This is a genomic window from Catenulispora acidiphila DSM 44928 (genome assembly GCF_000024025.1).
Lineage (GTDB): Bacteria > Actinomycetota > Actinomycetes > Streptomycetales > Catenulisporaceae > Catenulispora > Catenulispora acidiphila.
The window spans coordinates 4,874,513-4,900,306 of the sequence record NC_013131.1; the positions used below are offsets into that span (position 1 = coordinate 4,874,513).

Sequence of the window (25,794 nt, forward strand, 5' to 3'; positions counted from 1 at the left end):
GCGGAGGCCTGAGGGCTCACAGAGCTTCCTCCGCGTTCTGCGCGGCTGCTTCAGAGCTTTCGGTTGCTGTGCTTTCGGCTGCGGAGATCTTCTCAGTCCGCAGATCCTCCTCGGTCGCACCCAAGCGCCAGTACCCGGAGAACTCCACGAGTCTGCGGTCGATGCCGCGCTCGCCGACCAGGTGGCGTCGCAGGGTCTTGACCATCCCGGACTCTCCGGCGAGCCAGGCGTACGGCGCTCCGTCGGGGAAGGCCGCGCCCTGAATCTCCTCGATCAGCAAGGCTCCAGGACGCCGTGCCGTGTCGCGGACCAGCCAGGTGATGTCGGCGTCGGCGGCGCTGACCAGTTCCTGGGTGTCCTTCAGATCCGGGACCTCGATCCAGGCTCGGGCGCGCAGACCGTCCGGCAGCCATTCCAGGATCGCGGCGGCGGCCGGAAGCGCGGTCTCGTCGGCGGCGATCAGGACCCAGTCGGTCTGCTCCGGTAGCTGGAAGCCGATACTGCGGTTGTCCGCGAACGCCGGTCCGAGCAGCACGACCCGGTCCCCGGGCACCGCTTCGGCAGCCCAGCGTGACGCCGGTCCAGCCGGAGTGGACGACGAGTTACCGGTGCCGTGCACCACGAAATCGACGTCCACCTCGTCGTGCTCGCGGTCCTGGGAGCGGACGGTGTAGGAGCGCATGATGGCCCGCTCGTCCTCCGGCGTCGCCCGCCACTGCGCGAACCAGTCGTCTCCGGCATCGAAGGGGACTGATGGCGCGTACTGTCCCGGCTGCGGGAGGAACAGCGAGAAGCTCTGGTCCCGGCCGCCGCCGTCGAAATCGCGCAGCTGCTCGCCGCCGAACGTGACGCGGATCATCGACGGTCCCAGCCGCCGGGTGGCGAGCACGCGCGCTTGGAAGAAGCGGAATGCGCCGTGCACGAGCGGCGAGGCCGACGCGGTTTCGGCGAACAGCGCTGGGGACGGCGCGACCGAGGAGATCGCCGAAGCCGCCGCCGAGGCGGCCAGCACCGCGGTCACTGAGGAGGACGAGGTCATGGTCGTCAGCTCACCTTCTTCGCATTCTGAATGGCCTTGGCGAGGGTTTCCAGCAGGGGAGCGGCGCCGGCGTAGGAGAAGCGCGGGACCGCGTCCCAGGGCGTGACCTGGCCGGCCTTCACCGCCGGCAGCGCGTTCCAGGTCGGCTTGGAGGTCAGCGCGGCGGGCTGCAGGGCGGTGGAGCGGCTGTCGAGCAGGATCAGGTCCGCCGCGTACTTGTCGGCGTTCTCCCAGCTCAGGCTTTCGAAGTAGTCGCCGGTGTCGAGCTTGTCCGGGACGATGAGGTCCACGCCGAGTTCGGCGAAGTACATCAGGTCGGCGGCGATCTTCGGGTTGGAGGCGTAGAACGTGTTGGGGCTGCCCGAGGCTGCCAGGACCTTCAGCCCGCCGGCTGCCTTCGCCGCGGTGCGCAGTGTTTCGGCGGCGGTCTCGAAGCGGGTCTTGGCGTCGGTGACCTTTTTGGCGCTCAGATCCGCGCCGAGGGACTGCGCCAGGTCGGCGTAGCGCTGGATCGGCGTGGGCAGCGAGACCCGCGCCACGTTGATCGCCACGCTCGGGGCGAGCTTGGCGATCTGGTCCTTGCTCTCGTCCGGGACGTACCAGAGCGCGCCGGGCTCGTACATGTGCGTGACGAGCAGCTGCGGGTTGAGTGCGGCGTACTTCTCGACGTTGAACTCGCCCCAGGCGTTGCCCAGCACGCTCACCTTGCCGACGTCGAGGTCCCCGGCCTGCGCGGTCGCCTTGCCGTCGGGCTGCGTCGTCTCCCCGAAGACGCCGACGATCTGCCGGTCGAGCCCGAAGTCGACGAGCGCGGCGGCGGTGCCGGTGAAGGCGACGACGCGGGTGGGGGCGGAGGCGGCTTTCACCACCTGCTTCCGGTCGTCGGTGAAGGACCAGGGCCCGGCGGAGCCGGTTTTCGCCGCGGATCCCGAGCCCGACGCAGGGCTCGAACCGCTGCCGCTGCCGCCGCTCCCGCAGGCTGCGAGGGCGGTGGCGACGGCGCCGCCGCCGACTGCGGCCAGGATGCCGCGACGGGATAAAAGGGAGGAAGTTGGCGAGTAAGGCATGAATGTCGCTTTCTCGGGATGGGGAGCGCTTTACCGGGGCAGCGCCCTCGGCTCGACGAAGTTAGGTTAGCCTAACCTCATCACTCGCCCCAGGGGGTCGCCCTCCCCGCGTCGATCCGGAGCCCGGTCTTGTCCGCCACCGCACCACCGCAGACCCCTGAGACCATCAGTGCGACGCCCCGCGCCCGACCACCCGGCGCGGTTCGCCTGAGTCGGGGCGCGGGCCTGATCGTCGCGGCCGGGCTGCTGCTCGCCGTGGCCGTCCTCAGCATCTGCCTCGGCGCGAAGTCGCTCTCGCTCGCCGACGTCTGGCACGGCTTGTCCGACCCGGGCTCCGCGTCCTACACGGTGGTTCATCAGATGCGGCTGCCACGCACGCTGCTCGGGCTGCTCGTCGGACTGGCGCTGGGACTGGCCGGCGCGGTGATGCAGGCGCTGACCCGCAATCCGCTGGCCGATCCGGGGCTGCTGGGCATCAACGCCGGTGCGTCGGCCGCGGTCGTCACCTCGATCTGGCTGTTCGGGATCGGGACGTTCGACGGCTACATCTGGTTCGCCTTGGGCGGTGCGGCGATCGCGACCACCGCCGGATATCTCGTCGGCGGTGGGCGTTCGGCGACGCCGGTGCGGCTGGCGCTGGCTGGTGCGGCGCTGAACGCCACGCTGTTCTCCTACGTCAGCGTCGCGATGCTGCTGGACTCCGCGTCGCTGGAGGCGATGCGGTTCTGGACGGTCGGATCGTTGGCGAACGCGACGCCTTCGACGGTCGTCAGGGTTCTGCCGTTCGTCGCCGTCGGGTTGGTGCTGGCGCTGGGATTGGCCAGGCCGCTCAATGCTTTGGCGCTCGGTGAGGACTCGGCGCGGGCTCTGGGTTCGCGGCCGACCGCGGTGCGCGCGGTGGCGATCGTCGCGGTGACGCTGCTGTGCGGGGCGGCGACGGCGGCGTGCGGGCCGATCGTGTTCGTCGGGCTGATGGTGCCGCATGTGGTGCGCACCATTACCGGTCCGGACCTGCGGTGGCTGCTGCCGTACTGCGCGGTGCTGGCGCCGGTCGTGCTGCTCGGGGCGGACGTGCTCGGGCGGATTCTGGCCCGGCCCGGGGAGATCCAGGTCGGGGTCGTGACCAGTGTGGTCGGCGGTCCGGTGTTCTTGTACTTCCTGCGGCGCGCGAAGGCGGTGCGGGCATGAGGGTTCTGCGAACCACTGCTTTGTCAGTGCGGTATCGGCCTCGGGCGCTCACCGCTTCGGTTGCCTGCCTGGTGCTCGCTTTCGCCGCCATGGTCATCACGCTCGGCAGCGGGGACTACCGGATCCCGCCGGGTGAGGTGCTGCGCACGCTGGCTGGTGGCGGCACGGTGGCTGACCACTTCATCGTGGTTCAGTTGCGTTTGCCGCGCGTGGTGACCGCGCTGCTGGTCGGAGGTGCGCTGGCGCTTGCCGGAGCGGCGTTCCAGTCGCTGGTCCGCAATCCGTTGGGGAGCCCGGACATGCTCGGGTTCACCGAGGGTGCGGCGACCGGTGCGCTGGTCGTGGTGGTGGCCGGCGGGAGCAGTCTGGCGCTCGCGGGCGGGGCGATGATCGGCGGTGTCGCGACCGGGGTCGGGGTCTACGCGCTCGCTTGGCGTCGCGGGGTGCACGGCTATCGGCTGATCCTGACGGGCATCGGGGTCTCGGCGATTCTGAGCGGGGTCAACGGCTATCTGATGACCAAGGCGCAGTTGATGGACGCCGCGCGGGCGATGCTGTGGCTGACCGGGAGTCTGGACGGTCGCGGGTGGAGCGACGTCGTGCCGTTGGCGGTCGCGATGGTGGTGCTCGTGCCGGTGGTCGTCGCCGGATGCGGCAGGGCGCTGCACATCATCGAGATGGGTGACGATGTGGCGCGGGCGCTGGGGATCTCGGTGGAGCGCGTGCGCCTGATGACGCTGGCCGCCGCGGTCCTGCTCACCTCGTTCGCCGCGGCGGCGGCCGGGCCGGTCTCGTTCGTCGCGCTCACGGCGCCGCAGTTGGCCCGGCGGCTGACCCGCGCGCCGGGACCCAACCTGATCCCGTCGATGCTGCTCGGGTCGGTGCTCCTGACGTGCGCCGATCTCGTTGCCCAGCATGCGGTTCCCGGGCGGCAGCTGCCGGTCGGGGTGGTCACCGGGGTGCTCGGCGGCGGCTATCTGATCTGGCTGCTGGCGGCCGGACGACGTGCCGGACGGATCTGACCTGTGCTGCCTCGACTGCTGCCTCGACTGCTGGCTCGACTGCTGGCTCGACGTTTCAAGGAGACGATAAAGATGATGACCGATGATGTTCAGACTGTTGAGGCCGTTGACACGACCGCGGTCGCCTCCCGGCTCGGCGCTACCGGCCTGACGCTGGCGTATGACGGCCGGACCGTGGCCGAGGAGCTGTCCGTCGCGATCCCGGACCGGTCGTTCACCGTCATCGTCGGTCCGAACGCCTGCGGGAAGTCGACGCTTCTCAGAGCACTGTCGCGGTTGCTGAAGCCGCGCGCCGGGACGGTCGTGCTGGACGGCGCGGACATCGCCTCGATGCCGACCAAGCAGGTCGCCAGGATCGTCGGGCTGCTGCCGCAGTCCTCGATCGCGCCGGACGGCATCACCGTCGCCGACCTGGTCTCCCGTGGCCGTCACCCGCATCAGGGGTTGCTGCGGCAGTGGTCGCGGGAGGATGAGCGGATCGTGGCCGAGTCGATGGCGGCGACCGGTGTCTCTGACCTGGCCGAGCGGGCTGTCGATGAGCTGTCCGGTGGGCAGCGTCAGCGGGTCTGGACCGCGATGGTGCTGGCGCAGCAGACGCCGCTGCTGTTGCTCGACGAGCCCACGACGTATCTGGATATCGCGCATCAGATCGAGATTCTTGATCTGTGTGCGCGGCTGCACGAGGAGGAGGGGCGCACGCTGGTCGCGGTGCTGCACGATCTCAACCAGGCGGCGCGGTACGCCACGCACTTGATCGTGCTCTGCGACGGTCGCGTCGCGGCGTCCGGACCGCCCGCGGAGATCGTCACCGCCGAGCTGGTGGCGGCGGTGTTCGGGCTGACGTGCCGGGTCATCGAGGATCCGGAGACCGGGACGCCGTTGGTCGTGCCGGGAGCGCGCCGGCGGGCGTCGATATATCGGACCGAAAATGTTTCGGACCCCGATATGAATGGCTCCAGAAATAGTGGTTCTCCGAAGCCTTAGAGGCGTCCATATATCGGACAAGAAATAGACGGGAATGCGAGACCGTGCCACTCTCTAGCCATGTCCCGCGATGGAGTGGCCCTGGTGGGTAGGCCGTACGTCGATTTCGGGCGCCTGTCCAGCGCGTGCTGTCCGGCGGCCGTCTGAGCCGCCTGCCCTTGTCGCGGGCCGGTTCACGCACTTCGTGGCGTTGATCGGCCTTTTCTTTCTCCTTCCACATTTCCAGCGGCTGCGCCCAGCCGCCCGCCGGTGTGCCCGGCGATCCTTTTCGGGAGCCTTCCTGTGAGAGACATCAAGACTCTGATTCGTACGGTCGCGGCGGTCGGTGCCGCCCTCGGGATCGTCGCCTCGGCCGCCGCGTGCGGGTCGTCGAAGAGCTCTGCCTCGAGTACGAAGGCCGCGGCCGTCTCCAGCGGCTCGGCCGCCACGCAGGTGCGCCTGGGCTACTTCGCCAACGTCACGCACGCCACCGCCGTGGTCGGCGTCGCACACGGCGACTTCGCCAAGGCACTGGGCTCCACCAAGCTCTCCACGCAGGTCTACAACGCCGGACCCGCCGAGATGACCGCCGTCCTCGGCGGACAACTGGACGCCGCCTACGTCGGACCGTCCTCGGCCCTGTCCGCCTTCGTCCAGTCGCACGGCGAGGCCCTGAAGATCGTCGCCGGCGCCACCGAAGGCGGCGCGGAACTCGTGGTCAAGCCCTCAATAGCCTCCGCGGCGGACCTCAAGGGCAAGACCCTCGCAACGCCGCAGAAGGGCAACACCCAGGACGTGGCCCTCCGCTTCTGGCTCAAGCAGCAGGGCCTGACCGCCAACCCGGACGGCTCCGGCGACGTATCGGTGAACCCCCAGGACAACGCCACCACCCTCGACCAGTTCAAGGCCGGCCACATCGACGGCGCCTGGCTCCCCGAACCCTGGGCCTCCCGCCTGGTCGAAGAAGCCGGCGCGAAGGTCCTCGTCGACGAACGCAGCCTGTGGCCCAACAGCCAGTTCTCCACCACCACCCTCGTCGTGGCGACCACCTTCCTGACCAAGCACCCCGACACAGTCAGGGCCCTGATAGACGGCCAAATCGCCGCCAACACCTGGATCACCTCCAACCCCGCCGACGCCCAAAAACTGGTCAACAGCGAACTCAAGCGCCTCACCGGCAAAGCCCTGACCGACGCCGAAATCCAGCGCTCCTTCAGCGAACAGAAGGTCACCAACAACCCCGACGCATCAACCCTCCAGACCTCCCTGGACCACGCAGTCGCAGTCAACCTCCTGAAGTCCACCGACCTCCACGGCATCTTCGACCTCTCGATCCTCAACGCCGAACTCACCAAGAACGGCCAGCCGACCGTCTCCGACGCCGGACTGGCAAAGAAGTGACCACCGCGCGCGAATCCCTGCGAGAACCGGTCGAGGAAGGAGAACCGGCGCCGGAAGCCGCCGAGACATCAGAGACTGCCGAATCCGCGGCGACTGCGCAGGAAGAAGAACCGGCGATCGCCAAGCCCGAGCCAGAGAGCAGCGAGCACGAGATCACCGAGTCTGAGACCTCTGGACCCGAGAACCCCGCGACCGAGGCCGCCGAGCCGGAGCTTGAGACCGCTGATTCTGAGACCATTGATTCTGAGATCTCTGTGCCTGAGACCGCCGATCCAGAGATCACCGAGCCAGAGGTCTCCGGGCCTGAGCTTGGGACCGCTGATGCTGAGACCTTTGCGCCCGAGTTCGCCGAGTCTGAGGCCGCTGAGCCAGAGACCACCGGGCGTGAGGTTGAGACCGCTGGTTCTGGGATCTCTGTGTCTGAGGCTGCCGAGTCTGAAGCCTCTGAGCTCACGCTCGCCGAGGCTAAGACCACCGATGCGCTCGAGGATGTCGAGGCCGGGCTTGATGCGCTCGAGACCAGTCCTGTGCATGAGACCGGGTGGCTTGTCGCCGTGTTGCGTGCCGTTTATCCGCCGGTGCTGGCGATTCTGCTGATTGTGGCGGTGTGGCAGGTGCTGTATGTGGCGAAGATTTGGCCGGATTGGAAGTTGCCGGGGCCTTCGGAGGTGTTCACTTCGCTGAAGGGTGCGTTCTCGAGTGGGGATGCTTGGCCTTCGGTGGGGCACAGTGTTGAGCACGGGGCTATTGGCTTTGGTGCCTCGGTGGCTATTGGGACGCCGTTGGGGTTGCTGGTGGGGCGGGTTCGGGCGGTGCGGGCGGGGCTGGGGCCGATTTTGTCGGGGTTGCAGTCGTTGCCTTCGGTGGCTTGGGTGCCGCCGGCTTTGATGTTCTTTGGGCCGAAGCCGGCGATGCTTTATGCGGTGGTGCTTGCGGGGGCTGTGCCTTCGATTTCGGTGGGGGTGGTTTCGGGGCTTGATCAGGTGCCGCCGTTGTACTTGCGGGTTGGGCGGAATCTGGGGGCTCGGGGGTTGGCTTCGGTGCGGTATGTGCTGCTGCCGGCTGCGCTGCCTGGCTACTTGGCTGGGTTGCGGCAGGGGTGGGCTTTCTCGTGGCGTTCGTTGTTGGCGGCGGAGATCATTGTGGAGTCGGCGGATCTGGGGCACTCGCTGGGGTTCCTGCTGAAGAACGCGCAGGATTCCAATGACATGGCGGGGGCGTTCGCGGCGATCGTGCTGATCCTCGCGGTGGGTGTGGCGGTCAACCAGTTGGTGTTCGTGCCGTTGGAGCGCAGGGTGCTGCGGTCGCGGGGTCTTACCTGAGCCGGATGTGTGACGCTCGTCGCGTCGGGTCCTGATGAATGCATCGGGATCCGACGCTTTTTTGTGCTGTCTCATGCGTTCTCGAATATCAGGCAGCGCACTTCCGGGATGCGAGACTGTTCGTATATTCGTTGACGGAGGTGCAGTTCAGCTGTCATTCTCATGCTATGAACCAGGGCCGACTTCTTGTGGCTCGCCGTCACGTCGATCTGCGACGGACCGCGAGCGCCATCTGTCCTGACGTCCCGTAGCCTCGCTTTCCTGGGTAATTTCTGTTCGGTTCGCGCCGCCGTTCCGGCGCATCCTTTGTCGCTGTCAGCGCTCTGCTGAACGGCTTTAGCGCGTCCGCGTTTTCTCGCCTTTTCAAGGAGCTTCGTCATGCCCTCGATCCTGGCTGTCTCCGGCAGCCCGTCACCGGCCTCGCGCACGGTCGCCGCCCTCGACCACGCGCTGGCCCGGCTGACGGCGCACGGCCACACCACGACCCACCTGGCCGTCCGCGACCTGCCGGCGGCGGACCTGCTGGCCGGAGCGCGCACCGCGCCCGCCGTGCGGGAGGCGATCGCCGCGGTCGCCCACGCCGACGGCGTCATCGTCGCCACGCCGATCTATAAGGCCTCGTACACCGGACTGCTGAAAGCGTTCCTGGACCTGCTGCCGGAGAACGCGCTGGCGGGCAAGGTCGTCCTGCCGGTGGCCACCGGCGGCACGGTCGGCCACCTGCTGGCGATCGACTACGCCCTGCGTCCCGTGCTCACCGCGCTGGGCGCCGACCACGTCGTGCCGGGCCGGTTCCTGCTGGACGCCGACATCATCCGCGGTGAATCAGGGGACGCATATCTGGTTCCCGAGGCGGAAAGGCGGCTGACGAAAACCCTTGACCGGTTCACCGAGGCGCTGACCCGCCGTGACGTCGATGTTGATGTTGATATAGATGTCGAAATCGATGCAGACGTCGACATCGAAACCGCAGCCCTGGCCCTGGCCAACGGCGTCGCCGTGGCGGTCGCGCGATGAGCTCGTTCGCCACCGTCCCGTACAGCCGCCGCGGATTCCTCGGCCTGGTCGGCACCGCCGCGCTCGCCGCCGGCTGCGGCTCGGGCGCAGCCGGCTCGGCCAAGAAGACCACCAAACTTCGCTACCAGGGCTCGGTGGGCACGGTCACGCCGCCGGAACTCGCCGCAGACCTCGGATATCTGGGCCCTGTGACGCTCGACTGGGTCGGCAACACCACCAGCGGTCCGCAGGACATCCAGTCGGCGGCCACCGGGCAGACCGACTTCGGCGGAGCCTTCAACGGCGCGGTCGCCAAACTGCACTCCGCCGGCGCCCCGATCACCGCCGTCATCAGCTACTACGGCGTCGATCAGTACTCCTACAACGGCTTCTACACCCTGGAAGGCAGCCCGATCGCCTCCGCGCCCGACCTGTTCGGCAAGAAGGTCGGCATGAACACCCTCGGCGCGCACTACGAGGCGGTCCTGGACATCTACCTGAGCCGCAACGGCGTCTCGGACAGCGACGCCAAGAAGGTCGAGCCGCTGGTCGTGCCGCCGGTCAACACCGAGCAGTCGCTGCGCGCGCACCAGATCGACGTCGCCACCCTCGGCGGCATCCTGCGCGACAAGGCGCTCGCCGACGGCGGCGTGAAGCAGCTGTTCACCGACTACCAACTGCTCGGCACGTTCAGCGCCGGGACGTACGTCTTCCGCAACGACTTCCTGGCGAAGAACCCTGACACGGTCCACGCCTTCACCTCCGGCGTCGGCAAGGCGATCGAGTGGGCCCGCACCACACCCCTGCCGGAGGTCGTCGACCGCTTCACGAAGATCATCAAAGCCCGCGGCCGCAACGAGGACACCTCGACCCTGAAGTACTTCAAGTCCTACGGGATCGCCGGCACCGGCGGCGTCGTCGCCGCCAAGGAATTCGACACCTGGATCACCTGGCTCGAACAGCAGGGCCAGATCCCCAAGGGCAAGGTCAAGGCCACCGATGTCTACACGAACAAGTACAACTCCTTCGCCAACGGCGGCAGCTGAGATGCCCGGGACCAAGGCGGAGAAGATCCGCCTCGAAGCCGTCACCAAGACGTTCGAAGTACGCGACGGCGGCACGTTCACCGCGCTGGAAGACGTCACGCTCGACGTGGCGCCAGGGGAGTTCCTGGTCGTGGTCGGACCCAGCGGCTGCGGCAAGTCCACACTGCTGGATCTCGTCAGCGGCCTGACGAAGCCCACCGGCGGCCGGATCCTGCTGGACGGCGCGCCGGTGACCGGTCCCGCGCTCGACCGCGGCATCGTCTTCCAGCAGTACGCGCTGCTGCCGTGGCGCACCGCGCTGCGCAATATCGAGTTCGCCCTGGAAGCGCAGCCGCGCCTGGACCGGCTCAGCCGCAAGAATCGCGTCGAACGCGCTCGCGAGTACTTGGATCTGGTCGGGCTGTCAGGGTTCGAAGACCGCTACCCGCACGAGCTCTCCGGCGGCATGCGCCAGCGCGTCGCCATCGCCCGGGCGCTGGTCGCCGACCCGGCAGTGCTGCTGATGGACGAGCCGTTCGCGGCCCTGGACGCCCAGACCCGCGAGCAGCTCCAGGAGGAGCTGCTGCGGATCTGGCACAAGACCGGCACGACCGTCGTCTTCATCACCCACGGCATCGACGAGGCCGTCTACCTCGGGCAGCGGGTCGCCGTGATGACCTCGCGGCCCGGCCGGATCAAGCAGGTCGTCGAGGTGCCGCTCGGGGACCGGCAGGCCGACGACGACGTGCGCTCCAGCCCGGAGTTCGCCGCCCACCGCCATCAGGTGTGGAGCCTGCTGCGCGACGAGGTCACCGCTGTCAGGGAGGTCGTTTCCGTTGGCTGAGATACCTTTCACCCCGACCGTCCAGCTGCTCAAGCGGACGGTTCCGACACCGCTCACCAAGGTCTTCGCGGGGTTGGCGGTGTTCGGCAAGCGCACCGTCGCGATCGTCGCCTTCCTCGCCCTGTGGGAGATCGCGCCGCGCGTCGGGCTGGTCGACCGGACCTTCCTGGTGCCGTTCTCCGAGGCTGTCAAAGCCCTGATCGAGCTGGCGAAGGACGGCCAGCTGTGGGACAACACGCGTGCCAGCCTCGTGCGCTCGCTGTCCGGCTTCCTCATCGCGATCGGCGTGGGGGTGCCGCTGGGACTGCTGATCGGCTGGTACCGGCCGGTCGCGGAGATCCTCGGACCGCTGCTGGAGCTGTTCCGCAACACCGCGGCGCTGGCGCTGCTGCCGGTCTTCATCCTGCTGCTCGGTATCGGTGAGACCTCGAAGATCGCGATCGTGGTCTACGCCTGCACCTGGCCGATCCTGCTGAACACGATCAGCGGGGTGCGCAGCGTCGATCCGGTCCTGATCAAGTCGGCGCGCTCGATGGCGCTGCCGCCACACCGGCTGTTCGCCAAGGTGATCCTGCCCGCCGCGCTGCCGACGGTGTTCACCGGCATCCGGCTGGCCGGCGCCTCCTCGATCCTGGTGCTGGTCGCCGCCGAGATGGTCGGCGCCAAGGCCGGGCTCGGATATCTGGTCAACGCCTCCCAGCAGAACTTCGCCATCCCCGACATGTACGCCGCGATCATCGCCATCGCGGTGGTCGGGCTGGTCTTCAACCACCTGCTGGTGCTGCTGGAGCGGCGGCTGACCCGCTGGCGTCCGGCTTCCGGCGCCTGACGCCGACGACAACGAACACCGAACCCTGAGAGAACCCAGACATGACCACTGACCAGCGACACCTGCACCTGAACGCCTTCCTCATGGCGCCCGGGCACCACGACGCCGCCTGGCGCCACCCGGCCAGCCAGCCGCACCGGGTCACCGACATCACCTACTTCCAGCAGCTCGCGCAGACCGCGGAGCGCGGCAAGTTCGACTCGATCTTCTTCGCCGACGGACTGGCGCTGTGGGGCGGCCGGACCGGGGGCAACGTCTCCGGCGGGCTGGAACCGCTGACGGTGCTGCCCGCGATCGCCGTGGCCACCACGCACATCGGTCTGATCGCCACCGCCTCGACCACCTTCAACGAGCCCTTCCACCTGGCCCGCCGCTTCTCCTCGCTGGACCACGTCTCCGGCGGCCGCGCGGGCTGGAACATCGTCACCTCCGGCACCGTGAACGAGGCCAACAACTTCAACCTCGACGAGCACATCGACCACGCCGTCCGCTACCAGCGCGCCGCGGAGTTCCTGGACGTCGCCACGCGGCTGTGGGACAGCTGGGCCGACGACGCGGTGGTGCTCGACAAGGAAGCCGGGGTGTACGCCGACCCCGAGCGGCTCCGCGAGATCGAGCACGCCGGCTCGTTCTTCAAGGTACGAGGACCGCTGAATGTCCAACGCTCGCCTCAGGGCTGGCCGCTGCTGGTGCAAGCCGGGTCCTCCGAGGACGGCAAGGAGTTCGCCGCGCGCTACGCCGAGGCGGTTTTCACCGCACAGCAGACGCTCGCCGAGGCGCAGCGGTTCGCCAAGGACGTCAAGGCACGGGCCGCCGCCTACGGCCGCGAGGGTCTGCCGGTGATCCTGCCGGGCATCTGCCCGATCATCGGCGCCACCGAGGCCGAGGCGCGCGCCCTGGAGGACGAGCTCACCGAGCTGCAGGTCATCGACTACGGCCTGGGTCAGCTCTCGAACATGCTGAACCTCGACCTGGCCGGCTACGGGTTGGACGAGCGGCTGCCGGAGGACGTGCTGCCCAGCGAGGACCAGGTCAACGGCAACAAGAGCCGCTTCACGCTGGTCGCCGAGCTCGTGCGCGGCGAGCAGCTGACCATCCGGCAGATCATCGCGCGGCTCGGGGGAGGGCGCGGGCACCGGGTCGTCACCGGCACGCCCGAGCAGATCGCCGACGCGCTGGAGTCCTGGTTCCACGCCGGCGCCGCCGACGGCTTCAACATCATGCCGCCGATCCTGCCGACCGGGTTGACGGACTTCGTCGACCACGTCGTGCCCGAACTCCAGCGGCGCGGGCTGTTCCGCACCGAATACACCGGCACGACCCTGCGCGACCACTACGGGCTGTCGCGCCCCGCAGACCACTTCTCCGAGCGCGTGCTCGCCTCCGCCTGATCCGCAGAACGAAAGGAAGAACAGCCATGACAACCACTCCGACCGACTTCGACATCCGGCGCATAGGCGGCCGCATCGGCGCTGAGATCACCGGCGTGGACCTCGCCGGCAACCTGGACGAGGGCATCCTGAAGGAGGTGAAGGCGGCGCTGCTGGAGCACAAGGCGCTGGTGTTCCGCAATCAGAACCTTGATGACGAAGGCCAGCTCCGCTTCGCCTCGCAGTTCGGCCCGCTCACCAGCGCGCACCCGACCGTCCCCGGCATCGCCGAGCAGCCGCAGATCCTGCCGGTGGACAGCGAGCGCGGCGCGGCGAACGTGTGGCACACCGACGTTACGTTCGTGCAGTCGCCGCCGAAGGCCTCCACGCTGCGCGGCATCGTGATCCCGCCCTACGGTGGCAACACCCTGATCGCCAACACCGCGGCGGCGTACCGCGACCTGCCCAAGCCGCTGCGCGACCTGGCGGACACGCTGTGGGCCGTGCACACCAACGACTACGACTACGCCGGTCCGAAGGGCGACGACGAGAAGCGGCAGCAGTACCGCGACGTGTTCGTCTCCACGAAGTACCGCACGGCGCACCCGGTCGTGCGCGTGCACCCCGAGACCGGCGAGCGCGGGCTGTTCATCGGCGCGTTCGCGCAGACCATCGAAGGGCTGAGCACGACCGAGTCGAAGGACGTGCTGCGCCTGCTGCAGGCGTACGTCAACCGGCCGGAGAACGTGCTGCGGGTCCAGTGGAACCCCGGCGACGTGGTGATCTTCGACAACCGCATCACCCAGCACTACGCGCCCGACGACTACGACACGCTGCCCCGCCGCCTCAACCGCGTCACCATCGCCGGCGACGTCCCGGTCGGCATCGACGGGTCGAGCAGCCGCATCCTGGAGGGCGACGAAGCGGCGCACTACACGCCGGCGACGGCGGCGTCCTGAGCCGCTTCGTCACAGTGGGAAGGCGTCAGCGGGTAACCGTCACAGCGGTGAACCGTCGACGAGCGCGACCTTTCCCGTGAAGTCGACCGTGTAGAGCGAGATCCCCAGCGCACTCCGTACCTCGGAGGGGACCCGCTGTGCGAATCGGACGACCGTCCCGGCCACCACGAGCGCGTACGTGGTGGCCGGTTCGCCCTTCATCCGGCGCAGGAGCTGGCCGTAGCCGGCGTCCAGGTCGGTGCTCGAGTCGCGGGTGAAGCCCTTCGCCTCGACGACGAGCCGTCGGCCGTCGGGATGCCGGGCGTCGATGTCCGGGTAGTCCCCGTGCGCGGGAAGCCGTGTCAACTCCCAGCCCTGCTCGGCGAGCCACTTCGAGAAGACCTCGACGACCGTGGCTTCGGAGCCGGAGCCGTTGTTGGGGCTCCACATAAGCGCATCTGACATGTCCACAGGATATGGCGGCGTGATCACTTAGGCCGGGTACTCGACGCCGACTTGTGCCCGCACGGTATCCATGGTCCGCATCACCGTCAGCGTCTCCGACCACGGCGCCAGCGGGCTCTGCTGGAGCCCTTCGCGCAGGCAGCGCTGAGCCTCGATGGCTTCGTGCACCATGCCTCCGGCGAGGAACGGCTCCTCGATCCGCTCGAGGAGGTCATCGCCCCGGTAGAGGGAGAACGAGGTCGGGGAGGTGAACCCGCGCCCGAACTCGATCCGGCCCTCGGTCCCGGCCACCGTCGCGCTCCACGTGCCGTCGGCGGAGATCGAGCAGGTCAGCGCCGCGACGGCGCCGCCGGGGTGGACCAGGGTGACGGCCGTGGTGTCGTCCACGCCCTCCGGGGTCAGCGTGGCGACCGCCTGCACGACGCTCGGCGAGCCCAAGACCAGCTGCGCGAAGGCGAGCGGGTAGACGCCGAGGTCCAGCAGCGCTCCGCCGCCGAGTGCGGGGTTGCGCATGCGGTGCTCGGGACCGCCGGTGAAGCTGATCGAGAAGTCCGACGTGATCAGGCGCGGCTCGCCGATCGCCCCGGCGCGCACCATCTCGACCATGCGCAGGATCGCCGGGACCGTGCGCGTCCACATCGCCTCCATGAAGAAGACGCCCGCGGCCTCGGCGCGCCGGAACAGGTCCTCGGCCTGCGCGGCGTCCAGGGTCAGCGGCTTCTCGCAGAGCACGGCCTTGCCGGCGTCCAGGCACAGTGCCGCCGCCTCGTGGTGCGCCGAGTGCGGGGTGGCGATGTAGACGATGTCGACCTCGGGGTCCGCGGCCAGCTCGGCCCAGGAGCCGTGGGCGCGCGGGATGCCGTGGCAGTCGGCGAAGGCCTGCGCCGCCTCGAGCGAGCGCGAGCCGACGGCCACCACCTCGGCGTCGTCGAGGGTCTGCAGGTCGGCGGTGAAGGTGGCGGCGATGCCGCCGGTCGCGAGGATGCCCCAGCGGATCTTGGTCTGCGTCACGGCGTCAGCATAGCGGCGCACCGGAGCCGGCCTCCGGGGGTGATCACCCTTCGGAAACCGGCGCCGGTGCTGTCATTCAGGCCTTGTCCCTACCTCTGGGCGAAGATCGCTCAGGAGATCTCCGCTCAGGGATAGCTGACGACGTCGGACGGACCGCCGAACGCCGAACTCACCGCCTTCCCGGTCCCGTTGACGACCGAGTCGATCCCGCCGGAGCCGTTCAGGAACACCGACAGCACGTCGTGCAGCTTCACCCCGGAGTTCTGCGGAACCTGGAACGCCATCGAGTTGTGGATGTCCACGCCCTGGTTGAAGTAGCTGTAGCTGCCCATTCCGTAGCCCTGGAAGGAGGTCACCGAGTTCGGGATGTACAGCGCCGGATACCCCTTCTGCGAGGCCGAGGCCATCCACGAGGCCTGGTTGGGCACCTCGTAGGGGTTCTCGTTCTGGAAGAAGACGACCGTCCCGCTCTGGCCGTTCCAGTCGACCTCGTTCTGCTGGAAGTGCTCGACCGCCAAGCCGTAGGCGGTCACGTTGCTGCCGTTGACGATCAGACCGGTCGGGCTCTGGTCGCCGGTCCAGGTACCGGCGCCCGCGCCGTGGTCCGCGCGCCAGATCCAGACGTCGTCCAGCAGCGAGTCGTTGCTGTTGTCGACCAGCGGCGTGGTCACCGAGCCCGCGGTCGCGCCGCCGACGCGGAAGAACACGTCGTCCAGCGACACCGGGTCGGAGTCGTGGCGCGTGGCCGAACCCGCGGTGCCGACCTGCAGCAGCGAGGGCGAGGTGGTCGGGCCGGCGTCGAAGAGCAGGCCGGTGAGCGTCACGCCGCTCACGTCGGCGACGCTCAGGGTGGTGTTGCCGTTGGTCGGGATCAGCGTGGCGAAGCCCAGACCGACGATCTGGGTGTCGGGGTGGGTCACCGTGATGGTCGACGGGACGTGGTAGACACCCGGGGTGAACAACAGGTTGTCACCGGCGTTCAGGGCGGCGTTGATCTGGTCCACGGTCGCCGAGGGCTGCACCACGAAGAACGTGTTCAGCGACAGCGACTTGCCCGGGGTCTGGCCGTTGGTCCAGGTTGGACCGTTGGAGTTGGTGGCCAGGGAGGGCACGAAGACGTTGTAGTTGCCGCCGGAGTCCTGGTACAGGTACGGCGCCTCGCGCGTGACCGGGCAGGTCCCGAGCGTGGTGTACGGCGCCGGGCCGCCGGACAGGCCGGAGTTCGACGCGAAGCTCTGGGCCGGCGCGCCGGGGTCGCCGCAGAACACCTGGTTCCAGACCCCGTTGCTCCAGCCGTCGAGCGCCGAGTCGCGGGTGATGTACTGCTGCTGCGAGCCGTTGGTGACGGTCCCGCCGGTGAACTGCGAGTCGGCGATGAAGCCGCCGGAGGCGTAGCCGGGCCCGCCGACGCAGTAGTCCATCAGGCTCACGTTGCCGTTGATGTGCACGCGGCGCATCGGCGCGGCCTGCGACACCGCCCAGAAGTCGTCGCCGGCCTGGCAGCCGGACATGCCCGTGACGTTGATCGACAGGTTGCTCAGCGACCGCCAGAAGTTCGTGGTCGCGTTGCAGGTGCCGCCGGAGCACTGGTTGTAGGAGTCGACGGTGCCGTTGATGACCACGGCGTTCGGGTTCTGTCCGAGCCCTGCGACGGCCTCGTAGAAGCCGACCGTGAAGATCAGCGGGTTCGCCGCGGAGCCATACGTCCCGGGCTGGAACAGCAGCTCGTACCGGCCGGTCCCGAACTCGCTGGGGACCTGCTGGTCGGAGATCGAGTTCAGCGTGGACTGGATCGAGGCCTGCGACATCGACGGGCTGAACACGATCACGTTGGAGCCCAGGCTGCCGCCGGTCGGGGGCGGGGGAGTGCCGCCGCCTCCGCCGTTGGTGCCGCCGTAGACGCCGAACTCCCACAGCGAGTAGCCGTAACCGGTGTTACGCGCGGTGCCGTACATCCGGATGTAGCGACCGGTGCCGGTCACGCTGAGCGTCTGCGTGCCGCCGGGACCTGCGGTCGTGGAATAGATCGTGGTCCACGTGCTGGCGTCGTTCGAGGTCTGGATCTGGAACGCCTTGCCCGAGGCGGTCTCCCAGTTCAGCGTCACCTGACAAATGCTCTGCGAGCTGCCCAGATCGACCTGCAGCCACTGCGGGTCGGAGAACTGCGACGACCAGCGCGTGCCGGTGTTCCCGTCCACCGCAGCCGTGGCCGGGGTTCCGGCGCCCTCGCTCGAGGACGCGCTCACCGCCTTGTTCAGAGCCAGATTCGTACCGGTGTCACAGGTGGCCGCTGCTGCCGGCCGCGCGCCGAACGACGGCACGCTCAACGCCGCCAGCAACAGCGTCAGTACAACAAACAACGAGGCCCGTGGCCGGGCCCAAGCATTACTCATGTGCTCTCCAAGGCGTGGGGATGGTGAACCGAAGAGAGCGCCCTCGGGGAGTAAAAGTGGCGTACGTGTTACCGACTGTCAATACGGTGTCGGTTACGGAACTGGTTTCGGAACTGGTTTCGGAACCGCTACCGAAACCAGTTCCGGAACCGGTTCCCCCTTGACACTCTCCGGCAGAGGGCTGACGATTCAGGACCGAAGGGGCGCCCTCCCCACACGGTCGAAATCACCGCAGCCACCCGCGTAGGAGGGTCATGATTCCCGCACCAAGATTTTCACGGAGATCCAGATCATCGGCACTGTTGCTGGTCCTGGCCATGTTGATGGCCGTTCTGTCGGTACCGTCGCTCGGGGCGGGGCGGGCCAAGGCGGCCAGCTGTGACACCGGCACGAACCTGGCACTGAACAAGAACGCCACCGCTTCCTCGATCGAGGGCGCCGGAACCCCGGCCACGGCTGCGGTGGACGGCAACACCGGCACGCGCTGGTCGTCGCAGTTCTCTGACCCGCAGTGGCTCCAAGTGGATCTCGGTAGCTCGCAGAGCATCTGCCAGGTGACGCTGAACTGGGAGACCGCCTCGGGCAAGGCGTTCCAGATCCAGACCTCCAACGATGCCGCTACCTGGACCTCGATCTACTCCACGACCACCAGTGCTGGCGGGACGCAGACGCTCAGCGTGTCCGGCACCGGTCGTTACATCCGGATGTACGGCACCGCGCGTAACACCGGTTACGGCTACTCGCTGTGGGAGTTCGGCGTCTACGGCAGCTCCAACGGCGGAGGCGGCACCCCGCCGCCGCCGAACTGGAACCTGGTCTGGCAGGACACCTTCGGCGGCAACTCCGGAACCGCTCCGTCCTCCGCCAACTGGATCGAGGACACCGGCCACAACTCCGCGGGCGGACCCGCGGACTGGGGTACCGGTGAGGTCGAATCCGCCTCCTCGTCGACTGCGAACGTTTCCGTGGACGGCAACGGCCACCTGAACATCACTGCCCTCAAGGACGGTGCGGGGAACTGGACCTCCGGCCGCATCGAGACTCAGCGCTCTGACTTCGCCGCCCCGGCCGGCGGCATGCTGGAGGTCACCGCGACCATCAAGCAGCCGAACGTGGCCAACCCCGCCGGCTACTGGCCCGCTTTCTGGGCGCTGGGCAACGGGTCGCGCACCGGCTCGGGTACCTGGCCGGCCATCGGCGAGACCGACATCATGGAGAACGTCAACGGTCACCAGACCACCTCCTCCGGTCTGCACTGCGGGACCGCGCCGAACGGTCCGTGCAACGAGTCCAGCGGGCGTGGCAGCGGTCTGCGAACCTGCGCCGGCTGCCTGAGCGCGTACCACACCTACGCCGAGGTCATCGACCGGACGCAGTCCGACGAGCAGATCCGCTTCCTGGTGGACGGCCAGGTCACCTGGACGGTCAGCGAGAGCCAGGTCGGTGTGACCACCTGGCAGAACGCGGTGGACCACGGCTTCTTCCTGATCCTGGACCTGGCGGTCGGCGGCTCCTGGCCGAACGCCGACTGCGGCTGCACGTCCCCGACCGCGGCGACCACCTCCGGCGGCACGCTGAGCGTCGGGCCGATCGCCGTCTACAGCACCACCGGCTCGGCGCCGACCCCGTTGCAGCCCCCGGCACCGGCCACCGGGTCCAGCACCGTGAAGGTCACCGGCAGCCAGGGGAACTGGCAGCTGAATGTGAACGGCGCGCCGTACCAGGTCAAGGGTGTGACCTGGGGTCCTGGCAACCAGGCCGGGGACGGCTACCTCGCCGACGCCGCGTCCATGGGGGTCAACACCATCCGGACCTGGGGTACGGATGCGTCCTCCCAACCGCTGCTCGACGCGGCGGCGGCGCGCGGGATCAAGGTCATCAACGGCTTCTGGCTGAATCAGGGAGCTGACTACGTCAACGACACCGCGTACAAGACCAACACCCTGAACAGCATCAAACAGTTCGTCACGCAGTACAAGAGCCATCCGGCGACCCTGATGTGGGACGTCGGGAACGAGGTGATCCTCACCTCGCAGAACTACACCTACCCCAACGGCGCCACCGTGGAGCAGGAGCGCGTCGCCTACGCGCAGTACGTCGAGCAGATCACCCAGGCGATCCACGCCATCGACCCGAACCACCCGGTCACCTCGACCGACGCCTGGACCGGCGCCTGGCCGTACTACAAGCAGTACACGCCGAGCCTGGACCTGCTCGCCGTGAACTCCTACGGCTCGGTGTGCAACGTGAACACCGACTGGGTCAACGGCGGCTACACCAAGCCCTACATCGTCACCGAGGCCGGCGACGCCGGCGAGTGGGAGGTCCCCAACGACGCCAACGGCGTGCCCACCGAGCCCACCGACCAGCAGCAGCGCGACGGCTACACCAGCGCCTGGAACTGCATCGCGGGCCACCCCGGCATCTCCTTCGGCGGGACCCTGTTCAACTACGGCGTCGAGAACGACTTCGGCGGCGTCTGGTTCAACCTGCTCACCGGCGGCTGGCGCCGGCTGTCCTACTACGCGGTCAAGCAGGCCTTCACCGGCCAGGCGCAGACCAACACGCCGCCGGCGATCACCTCGATGACGCTCAGCAACACCGCGAGCGTCCCGGCGGGCGGGCAGTTCACCGTGAACGTCGCCTCGACCAACCCGACCGGCGACGCGCTGAGCTACAACGTCGCCCTGTCGAGCAAGTACGTCAACAGCGCCACCCCGTTGCAGTCGCCGTCCAGCTACACCCAGACCGGTCCCGGCGCCTTCACCGTCACCGCACCCCAGACGCTCGGCGTGTGGAAGGTGTACGTGTACGTCTACGACCAACACGGCGGCGTGGGCATCCAGTCCGTGTCCTTCCGCGTGGTCGCACCCCCGGTCTCCGGCACCAACGTGGCACTGGGCAAGGCCGTCACGGCCTCGTCCTTCCAACCCGCCAGCAACGGCCAGACCTTCGTCCCCGCCAACGTCACCGACAACAACTGGACCACCCGCTGGGCCAGCGACTGGAGCGACCCCCAGTGGATCCAGGTCGACCTCGGCCAGTCCACCGCCATCAAGCACATCCAACTCGGATGGGAGTCCGCCTACGCCAAGGCGTACCAGATCCAGGTATCCAACGACGGCACCAACTGGACCACCGTCCACACCACCACAACCGGCGCCGGCGGAGTCGAGACCTTCGACGTCACCGGCACCGGCCGCTACGTCCGGATGTACGGCACGCAGCGGGGGACGGCGTACGGCTACTCGCTTTATGAGTTCGGGATCTATGCCTGAGCTCCGCGCCGCTTTGCTGATCTGCTGATCCGCCGATAGCACAGTGGTAACCGGTCCGGCCCTGAGCGATGTGCTCGGGGCCGGACCTGATCGTCTCGTTGAGCAGGTCCAGAGAGGCCCCAACGAGTGGCGGTTCAGCATCGTGGTCGAGAAAGTACGGCAGGCTCTGAGTCCCCACCGCATGCGCGCAAGACCTGCCCCGAAGGTCCCTTGTCTGCCTAGAGGGACCCTCGGGCAGAGGTCAGCTCTCTGATTGGGGATCGGCGATTCCCAGCACCGCGAGCAACGCAAAGAAGCCACGCTGCGCCTGTGGCTTCCAGGGCATGAATAGGACTTCTTCGACCCGTGAAGCGTCCGCGAGTAGCCCTGCCTGATCGGCCCACGCGGCGGCGGCCCGTGCAGCATCGGGGCGCGCTGCTTCCATCTCGCCGTGGTACTCCGCCTCCAGCTGGTTGACCCGGGCGTGATCCGCGGGGCTCCCGTCTGGATCCAGGCCGCCGACCTCCTCGTCGACGGTGCTCCAGGCACGAAGGTGGGCCGCGTAGTCCGAGTTCAGCCAGGCCTCCCAGCGGCCGGCGGCGCTGATGCCCTGGATATGGCCCATGTCGCCTTCGAAGACCAGGCATGCCAGCACCGGTCCGCCAGCGGCATGGGCAAGCTCGGCCAACTCCCCGTCAGCAGCCGGCGTCCGGACGCAGACCGCGCGCCAATTGTCGCGCAGCTGCCAGTCATCGCTGACCTCTTCGTCCCAATTCCAGAACTGGGCCAATGCCTCGACGAAGGTCTCACTCTCACCCCGTCCGACCAGGATCTCTCCGTGGAATCCCACGCTCACATCCTACGGGCGAGGTTCATACGCATCGGCCTCGAGCCATAGCCTGGCTCTGTGACGCCCAAGGGTTTCGACTCCGCCGAATCGCACGACCAAGCGAACGTGCTCCCGGATGCGCTCACCATTCTGACCCGGACAAGCTGGGGCGACCTTGAGCATGCGCAAGGGTCCGCTGGCGACATCCCGGCAGGGCTTAGGCGTTTCTTAGACGACGGCATTACAGCCAGGACGCACGCGGTCGCGAAATATTTGGAGGTCGTGAACCACCAGAACAGCATCTACTCGGCCACGACGTCCGTAGCGCTCTACGTCGCGGCGCACTTGGCCGATCAGCGAACCGCCGCGTTAGAGATCATCTGCCAGGATGGGCAGCTTCGACCTCTCCGAGCCGTGCTGATCGACTGGCTGGGTCTTATTGCGGACGATGTCAGCGACGAAATGCTGGCGGTCGGACTCGGCCATGGCTTCCAGGAACTCCCGGCGGAGATGCGTCTTCGCTCAGCTCGTTCTGCCATATTCCAAGTCGTCGTCTCTTACGTCAACGACCCACTAGTGATCGTCCGAACCGCCGCAGTCACCTCCGCGCTCCTGCTGCTCGACACGCCCGAAGAACGTCGACGGCATCAAGCCCGGTTGGCGCCGGGCGTGCATGGGGTGCTGGAACAGAGCGACGACAGGTACCACCGCGCCTGTGCACTGGACAGCCTCGACATCTGGGGCGTGGACACCCGGCAGCTGCGGGCGGACGAGCCGTCGAGGCCGTATTCGCCTCGGCTTCCGCGGGCTTGGGCCACTTATGGTGGTGATGTGGACGACCTACCGCTCTGGCTTGTGTTCCGCACTGCCGTCGCCGATCGTTTCCAGACCGTACCCCGCGGGCCGCAGGCAGCTTCCCTCTTTACGGACCGTATGCATCTCGGCCGGGACGATCGCGGATTCTGGCGCGACTTCTCCAACGACATCCTTCATCAGGACACGTGCGGACCTCATACCGCTGACGGCGTCCCGTTGCTCGCGGCGATCGCCGCCGCCGACCGGGTGCCGCCCCGCCACCGCTTCGATGCTGTCGAGCTCTTGGTCGACATCGCAACGGTGACTGAGCGGCACGAGGCCGAATGCTGGCCGGACCCGCCACCGCACGCCGATTTCCTTAGCGAGCCAGAAGCGCGGGTCGCGGTTCACGCTCACGTCCCGGAACTGCTCGCGCGCTGGGGTTCTGAGTGCCCAGCGGTCCAGATGGCGCTGGCCGCGCTGGCCGTGACCTTCCGTACCGAGCGAACGTATCCCGCGCTGGCAGCACGCCTTCAACGATCCGTGGATCAGTACCCTGCGGGCACCGACATCGGCGACTACGTGCGGCTCATCCTTGTTCTGGCGTCCGGCGACGACCGCGAAACACTTGATGCGGTCGAGAGTTTCACCGATGCCTACTGGAGAGGCACACCACGCGAGGCGCCGCTACGCGGCCGGGCACTCCATCTGCTCAGACAGATGCTGGTGAAGGCCAAACCAAGCGTGCCGATGACCACCGCCTCATAACAACCCGGCGAGCCGATACAGCACCAGCGACCCGGCGACCGCGACGTTGAGGCTCGCGCCGGTGCCGACCATGGGGATCTCGACGGCGAGGTCTAGGAGGGCTACGGCGTCTGGGGGGATGCCGTCGCGTTCGTGTCCGAGGACTAGGACTGTGCGGTTGCGTGCTGGGGGGAGGTCGGCGAGGCGGAGGGCTTCGTCGGCTAGTTCGGCGCCGACGATGGTGGTGTCGGTGCGGGTGTGTTGGTGTGTCAGCCAGCTGAGTTGGTCGCCGGTCCAGTGGATGCAGGCGGGGTGGCGGAGGGTGTTGCCGCGGGCGAGGGCTTCGGGGACCCAGGGGAGGCGGGGGACGGCTAGGCATGCGCCTACGGCGTCGCAGGTGCGGAGCAGGGTGCCGAGGTTGGCCTCGTGCATGGGCCACAGGGGTGCGGCGATGAGGTGGTCCCAGCAGCTGTGGGAGCGGCGGCGGCGTTCGGTGCGCAGATCGCGGGGGGACTTCACCCGCGCGGCCGACGGGCTCACCAGGTGGGCTTCTGCGGCTCCGGCAGAGAGGGCAGAGACAGAGAGGATATCGTGGACTTCACTTCGGAGTTCACTTCGTGGTGGCGCTTCGCGGCGCGCCGACGCTCGTGGCGTTTAGCTGAAGCGGATGATGACGGCGCTTCCTGCCTGTACCGTCACGTTCGCCGCGCCGTGACGTACCGACACCGACGTGTGCTGCGGTGTCGGGAACGCGCCGTGGGCCCCGACCTGCTGGCCGCCGAGGGTGATGTCGGTGGTCGCGGCCAGGCCGGCGGGGGAGGTCGTGCTCAGAGTCGTCGCGGTTCCGCAGTGCAGGTTCCGCAGGCCCAGAGCCAGGTTCACCGTCGTCGCGCCGTGGCTGGCCGGGTCCTGCACGTTGTCCAGGACGATGGTCAGGTGCCCGCTTTCGCGGACGGCGTAGGCGCGGATGTCGGCGGAGTCGGGATTGTCGAGCGCCACGAATTCGCCGCTGCCCACAAGCTCGGTGGCGAGCAGGCCGTAGTACAGGGGGCGCGGGGTCAGGTCGCCGGTCGTCGGGCACAGGGGGGTGTACGGGTCGCAGCCTGCTGCGTTGGTTCCGTCCATGAACTCCGCGCTCGTCATGCCGTCCTGGGCGAGCAGCAGGTTGTAGTCCAGGGACCACAGTGCCGAAGCGAGTGTGTCGCTGACCCCTGCCGTGCCGGCGCACACCGTCGAGTTGGTCTCCGTCATGGCCGCCGGCACGTGCAGCTGCCGCGCCGCGCTCAGCGCCGCCTGCGCGTTGGTGTTCTCGTACTGCACCGAGGCGGTGCCGAGCAGCTGCGGGATCGTCGCGACCTGGCCGCCGCAGGCGCTGGTCGGGTAGGTGTGGTCGCTGATCAGCGAGACGTCCGGGTGGGCGGCGTCGGCGGTGGCGAAGGCGCCGAGCCAGGAGCTGTGGTTGGTCTCGGCTTCGGGACCGGTCAGCGGCATGCCTGGAACGGCGGCGCGGATGGCCGCGGCGTACGTCTCGAAGTCGGCGTGGTAGGCGTCGGCGTCGGCCTCGTAGAAGTTGGGCTCGTTGCCCACCTCTATGGCCAGGAGCGAGCGTCCGAAGATCTGCTGCGCGTACTTCGCCTCGTCGGCGGCGCGCGGCGCGTCCGGGTGCTTGAGGTTCACTGCGAGGATCACCTTCCAGCCGGTCGCGTGCGCGATCGCCGCCAGCGACTGGAGCTTCGCCGGCGTGATCGTGCCGGACGTCGCCCAACTCGGCGCGGCCTCGTTGGTCGACGTCCAGAACGTCCCGTCGCCGGAGTTGCCGCCGACCCGCAGCGTGCCGCTCGGACCGAGGGTCTTGAGGTACCCGGCGAGGTCGGTGGCGGAGTAGTCGTCGGCGGCGACGGTCGCGGCGCCGAAGGAGAGCCCGACGAAGCCCGCGCGCAGCTGCTGTCCGACCTGGTCGGGATGGACGGCGATGGCCAGGCCGGCGGCGGCCGGCTGCGCCGGACCCCCGGCGGCCTGCGCGGTTCCGGAGCCGGTCAGCGCGGCGGCGAGCGAGGCGGCCGCGAGGGTCGCGGCGGCGACGGCGGCACGGGTACGAGTGACGGTCTTCATGATCGGTGGACAGGCTCCTGCCTGGACGTGGGGCACCGGACGGACGAGGAGATCGCGACGAGCGCGGTTCACAATCTCGTACGCGTATACGGGCCCGCACAAGGAGTTGGCAGGTAAAATTTCAGCTGGGTGACCAGGATTCACATACCTGAACGCATCCCGAAACCTCAGAACCCTGCCG

Annotated in this window: 22 protein-coding genes; 14 read left to right on the top strand and 8 right to left on the bottom strand. The window is 68.2% G+C overall.

The annotated features are described in order from the left end of the window. Window positions 1–16 precede the first annotated feature (16 nt). Both CACI_RS21250 and CACI_RS21255 read right to left on the bottom strand, forming a co-directional pair. Window positions 17–1,039, bottom strand: a complete 1,023-nt coding sequence (locus CACI_RS21250) for a siderophore-interacting protein (RefSeq protein WP_015792889.1) — start codon at window positions 1,037–1,039, stop codon at window positions 17–19. 5 nt (window positions 1,040–1,044) lie between these two features. Beyond that, the gene (locus CACI_RS21255; protein ID WP_015792890.1) at window positions 1,045–2,106 is read right to left on the bottom strand and encodes an ABC transporter substrate-binding protein; all 1,062 of its coding nucleotides are present in this window, start codon (window positions 2,104–2,106) and stop codon (window positions 1,045–1,047) included. 129 nt (window positions 2,107–2,235) lie between these two features. Here CACI_RS21255 and CACI_RS21260 point away from each other — a divergent pair, with 129 nt between their 5' ends. The 12 genes from CACI_RS21260 to CACI_RS21310 all read left to right on the top strand — a co-directional run bounded on the left by CACI_RS21260 (window position 2,236) and on the right by CACI_RS21310 (window position 14,025). Beyond that, on the top strand, window positions 2,236–3,294 hold the full coding sequence (locus tag CACI_RS21260) for a FecCD family ABC transporter permease (RefSeq protein WP_015792891.1): 1,059 nt from the start codon (window positions 2,236–2,238) through the stop codon (window positions 3,292–3,294). Continuing rightward, the gene (locus tag CACI_RS21265) at window positions 3,291–4,316 is read left to right on the top strand and encodes a FecCD family ABC transporter permease (RefSeq protein ID WP_015792892.1); all 1,026 of its coding nucleotides are present in this window, start codon (window positions 3,291–3,293) and stop codon (window positions 4,314–4,316) included. Before CACI_RS21260 ends, CACI_RS21265 begins: the two co-directional genes overlap by 4 nt. 72 nt (window positions 4,317–4,388) lie before the next feature. Further along, complete coding sequence (locus tag CACI_RS21270) at window positions 4,389–5,300, top strand: ABC transporter ATP-binding protein (RefSeq protein ID WP_015792893.1); 912 nt, start codon at window positions 4,389–4,391, stop codon at window positions 5,298–5,300. Window positions 5,301–5,582: 282 nt separating this feature from the next. Then, window positions 5,583–6,680, top strand: coding sequence for an ABC transporter substrate-binding protein (locus CACI_RS21275; RefSeq protein ID WP_015792894.1), 1,098 nt, complete (start codon window positions 5,583–5,585; stop codon window positions 6,678–6,680). Next, on the top strand, window positions 6,677–8,002 hold the full coding sequence (locus tag CACI_RS21280; protein ID WP_015792895.1) for an ABC transporter permease: 1,326 nt from the start codon (window positions 6,677–6,679) through the stop codon (window positions 8,000–8,002). The genes CACI_RS21275 and CACI_RS21280 overlap by 4 nt, the downstream gene beginning before the upstream one ends. A gap of 167 nt (window positions 8,003–8,169) precedes the next feature. Then, a complete protein-coding gene (locus CACI_RS54330) occupies window positions 8,170–8,253 on the top strand; it encodes a putative leader peptide (RefSeq protein WP_143765908.1) in 84 nt (27 codons plus the stop codon). Window positions 8,254–8,380: 127 nt separating this feature from the next. After that, window positions 8,381–9,019: an NADPH-dependent FMN reductase gene (gene ssuE, locus CACI_RS21285; protein ID WP_015792896.1), complete on the top strand. Its 639-nt coding sequence runs from the start codon at window positions 8,381–8,383 to the stop codon at window positions 9,017–9,019. Further along, window positions 9,016–10,044: an ABC transporter substrate-binding protein gene (locus tag CACI_RS21290; protein WP_015792897.1), complete on the top strand. Its 1,029-nt coding sequence runs from the start codon at window positions 9,016–9,018 to the stop codon at window positions 10,042–10,044. Before ssuE ends, CACI_RS21290 begins: the two co-directional genes overlap by 4 nt. A gap of 1 nt (window position 10,045) precedes the next feature. After that, window positions 10,046–10,867, top strand: coding sequence for an ABC transporter ATP-binding protein (locus CACI_RS21295; RefSeq protein WP_015792898.1), 822 nt, complete (start codon window positions 10,046–10,048; stop codon window positions 10,865–10,867). Then, the gene (locus CACI_RS21300; protein WP_015792899.1) at window positions 10,860–11,696 is read left to right on the top strand and encodes an ABC transporter permease; all 837 of its coding nucleotides are present in this window, start codon (window positions 10,860–10,862) and stop codon (window positions 11,694–11,696) included. Before CACI_RS21295 ends, CACI_RS21300 begins: the two co-directional genes overlap by 8 nt. Window positions 11,697–11,737: 41 nt before the next feature. Then, a complete protein-coding gene (locus tag CACI_RS21305) occupies window positions 11,738–13,087 on the top strand; it encodes an LLM class flavin-dependent oxidoreductase (protein ID WP_015792900.1) in 1,350 nt (449 codons plus the stop codon). A 26-nt stretch (window positions 13,088–13,113) separates the two neighbouring features. Next, complete coding sequence (locus CACI_RS21310; RefSeq protein WP_015792901.1) at window positions 13,114–14,025, top strand: TauD/TfdA dioxygenase family protein; 912 nt, start codon at window positions 13,114–13,116, stop codon at window positions 14,023–14,025. A 39-nt stretch (window positions 14,026–14,064) separates the two neighbouring features. Here CACI_RS21310 and CACI_RS21315 read toward each other — a convergent pair whose 3' ends face one another. The 3 genes from CACI_RS21315 to CACI_RS21325 form a co-directional block, all read right to left on the bottom strand. Beyond that, window positions 14,065–14,469, bottom strand: coding sequence for a hypothetical protein (locus CACI_RS21315; RefSeq protein WP_015792902.1), 405 nt, complete (start codon window positions 14,467–14,469; stop codon window positions 14,065–14,067). A 27-nt stretch (window positions 14,470–14,496) separates the two neighbouring features. After that, entirely contained in the window at window positions 14,497–15,480 is a 984-nt protein-coding gene (locus CACI_RS21320; RefSeq protein WP_041542141.1) for a Gfo/Idh/MocA family protein, read from the bottom strand. A gap of 125 nt (window positions 15,481–15,605) precedes the next feature. After that, entirely contained in the window at window positions 15,606–17,873 is a 2,268-nt protein-coding gene (locus tag CACI_RS21325; RefSeq protein WP_015792904.1) for a galactose-binding domain-containing protein, read from the bottom strand. 317 nt (window positions 17,874–18,190) lie between these two features. Between CACI_RS21325 and CACI_RS21330 the strand changes: the two genes are divergently transcribed. Further along, window positions 18,191–21,151 carry a galactose-binding domain-containing protein gene (locus CACI_RS21330; RefSeq protein ID WP_041542142.1) on the top strand — a complete coding sequence of 987 codons (2,961 nt, stop codon included), beginning with the start codon at window positions 18,191–18,193 and terminating at the stop codon, window positions 21,149–21,151. 241 nt (window positions 21,152–21,392) lie between these two features. On the opposite strand, the gene CACI_RS21335 is transcribed toward CACI_RS21330, so the two are convergent. After that, a complete protein-coding gene (locus CACI_RS21335; RefSeq protein WP_041540388.1) occupies window positions 21,393–21,986 on the bottom strand; it encodes a hypothetical protein in 594 nt (197 codons plus the stop codon). Between the two features lie 51 nt (window positions 21,987–22,037). On the opposite strand from CACI_RS21335, the gene CACI_RS45890 reads away from it, so the two are divergent. Next, the gene (locus CACI_RS45890) at window positions 22,038–23,522 is read left to right on the top strand and encodes a hypothetical protein (RefSeq protein ID WP_015792907.1); all 1,485 of its coding nucleotides are present in this window, start codon (window positions 22,038–22,040) and stop codon (window positions 23,520–23,522) included. On the opposite strand, the gene CACI_RS21345 is transcribed toward CACI_RS45890, so the two are convergent. Continuing rightward, complete coding sequence (locus CACI_RS21345; protein WP_015792908.1) at window positions 23,517–24,041, bottom strand: TrmH family RNA methyltransferase; 525 nt, start codon at window positions 24,039–24,041, stop codon at window positions 23,517–23,519. The two genes, CACI_RS45890 and CACI_RS21345, sit on opposite strands and share 6 nt — an antisense overlap. Before the next feature lie 114 nt (window positions 24,042–24,155). After that, window positions 24,156–25,613 carry a glycosyl hydrolase family 79 C-terminal domain-containing protein gene (locus CACI_RS21350; RefSeq protein WP_015792909.1) on the bottom strand — a complete coding sequence of 486 codons (1,458 nt, stop codon included), beginning with the start codon at window positions 25,611–25,613 and terminating at the stop codon, window positions 24,156–24,158. Window positions 25,614–25,794: the final 181 nt, after the last annotated feature.

What these genes read in the sequence shown, in the direction of transcription:
- CACI_RS21250 (WP_015792889.1), bottom strand. Translation starts at nt 1,039, where the DNA reads ATGACCTCGTCCTCCTCAGTGACCGCGGTGCTGGCCGCCTCGGCGGCG.
- CACI_RS21255 (WP_015792890.1), bottom strand. Translation starts at nt 2,106, where the DNA reads ATGCCTTACTCGCCAACTTCCTCCCTTTTATCCCGTCGCGGCATCCTG.
- CACI_RS21265 (WP_015792892.1), top strand. Translation starts at nt 3,291, where the DNA reads ATGAGGGTTCTGCGAACCACTGCTTTGTCAGTGCGGTATCGGCCTCGG.
- CACI_RS21270 (WP_015792893.1), top strand. Translation starts at nt 4,389, where the DNA reads ATGATGACCGATGATGTTCAGACTGTTGAGGCCGTTGACACGACCGCG.
- CACI_RS54330 (WP_143765908.1), top strand. Translation starts at nt 8,170, where the DNA reads ATGAACCAGGGCCGACTTCTTGTGGCTCGCCGTCACGTCGATCTGCGA.
- ssuE (WP_015792896.1), top strand. Translation starts at nt 8,381, where the DNA reads ATGCCCTCGATCCTGGCTGTCTCCGGCAGCCCGTCACCGGCCTCGCGC.
- CACI_RS21290 (WP_015792897.1), top strand. Translation starts at nt 9,016, where the DNA reads ATGAGCTCGTTCGCCACCGTCCCGTACAGCCGCCGCGGATTCCTCGGC.
- CACI_RS21295 (WP_015792898.1), top strand. Translation starts at nt 10,046, where the DNA reads ATGCCCGGGACCAAGGCGGAGAAGATCCGCCTCGAAGCCGTCACCAAG.
- CACI_RS21305 (WP_015792900.1), top strand. Translation starts at nt 11,738, where the DNA reads ATGACCACTGACCAGCGACACCTGCACCTGAACGCCTTCCTCATGGCG.
- CACI_RS21310 (WP_015792901.1), top strand. Translation starts at nt 13,114, where the DNA reads ATGACAACCACTCCGACCGACTTCGACATCCGGCGCATAGGCGGCCGC.
- CACI_RS21315 (WP_015792902.1), bottom strand. Translation starts at nt 14,469, where the DNA reads ATGTCAGATGCGCTTATGTGGAGCCCCAACAACGGCTCCGGCTCCGAA.
- CACI_RS21325 (WP_015792904.1), bottom strand. Translation starts at nt 17,873, where the DNA reads ATGAGTAATGCTTGGGCCCGGCCACGGGCCTCGTTGTTTGTTGTACTG.
- CACI_RS21330 (WP_041542142.1), top strand. Translation starts at nt 18,191, where the DNA reads ATGTTGATGGCCGTTCTGTCGGTACCGTCGCTCGGGGCGGGGCGGGCC.
- CACI_RS21350 (WP_015792909.1), bottom strand. Translation starts at nt 25,613, where the DNA reads ATGAAGACCGTCACTCGTACCCGTGCCGCCGTCGCCGCCGCGACCCTC.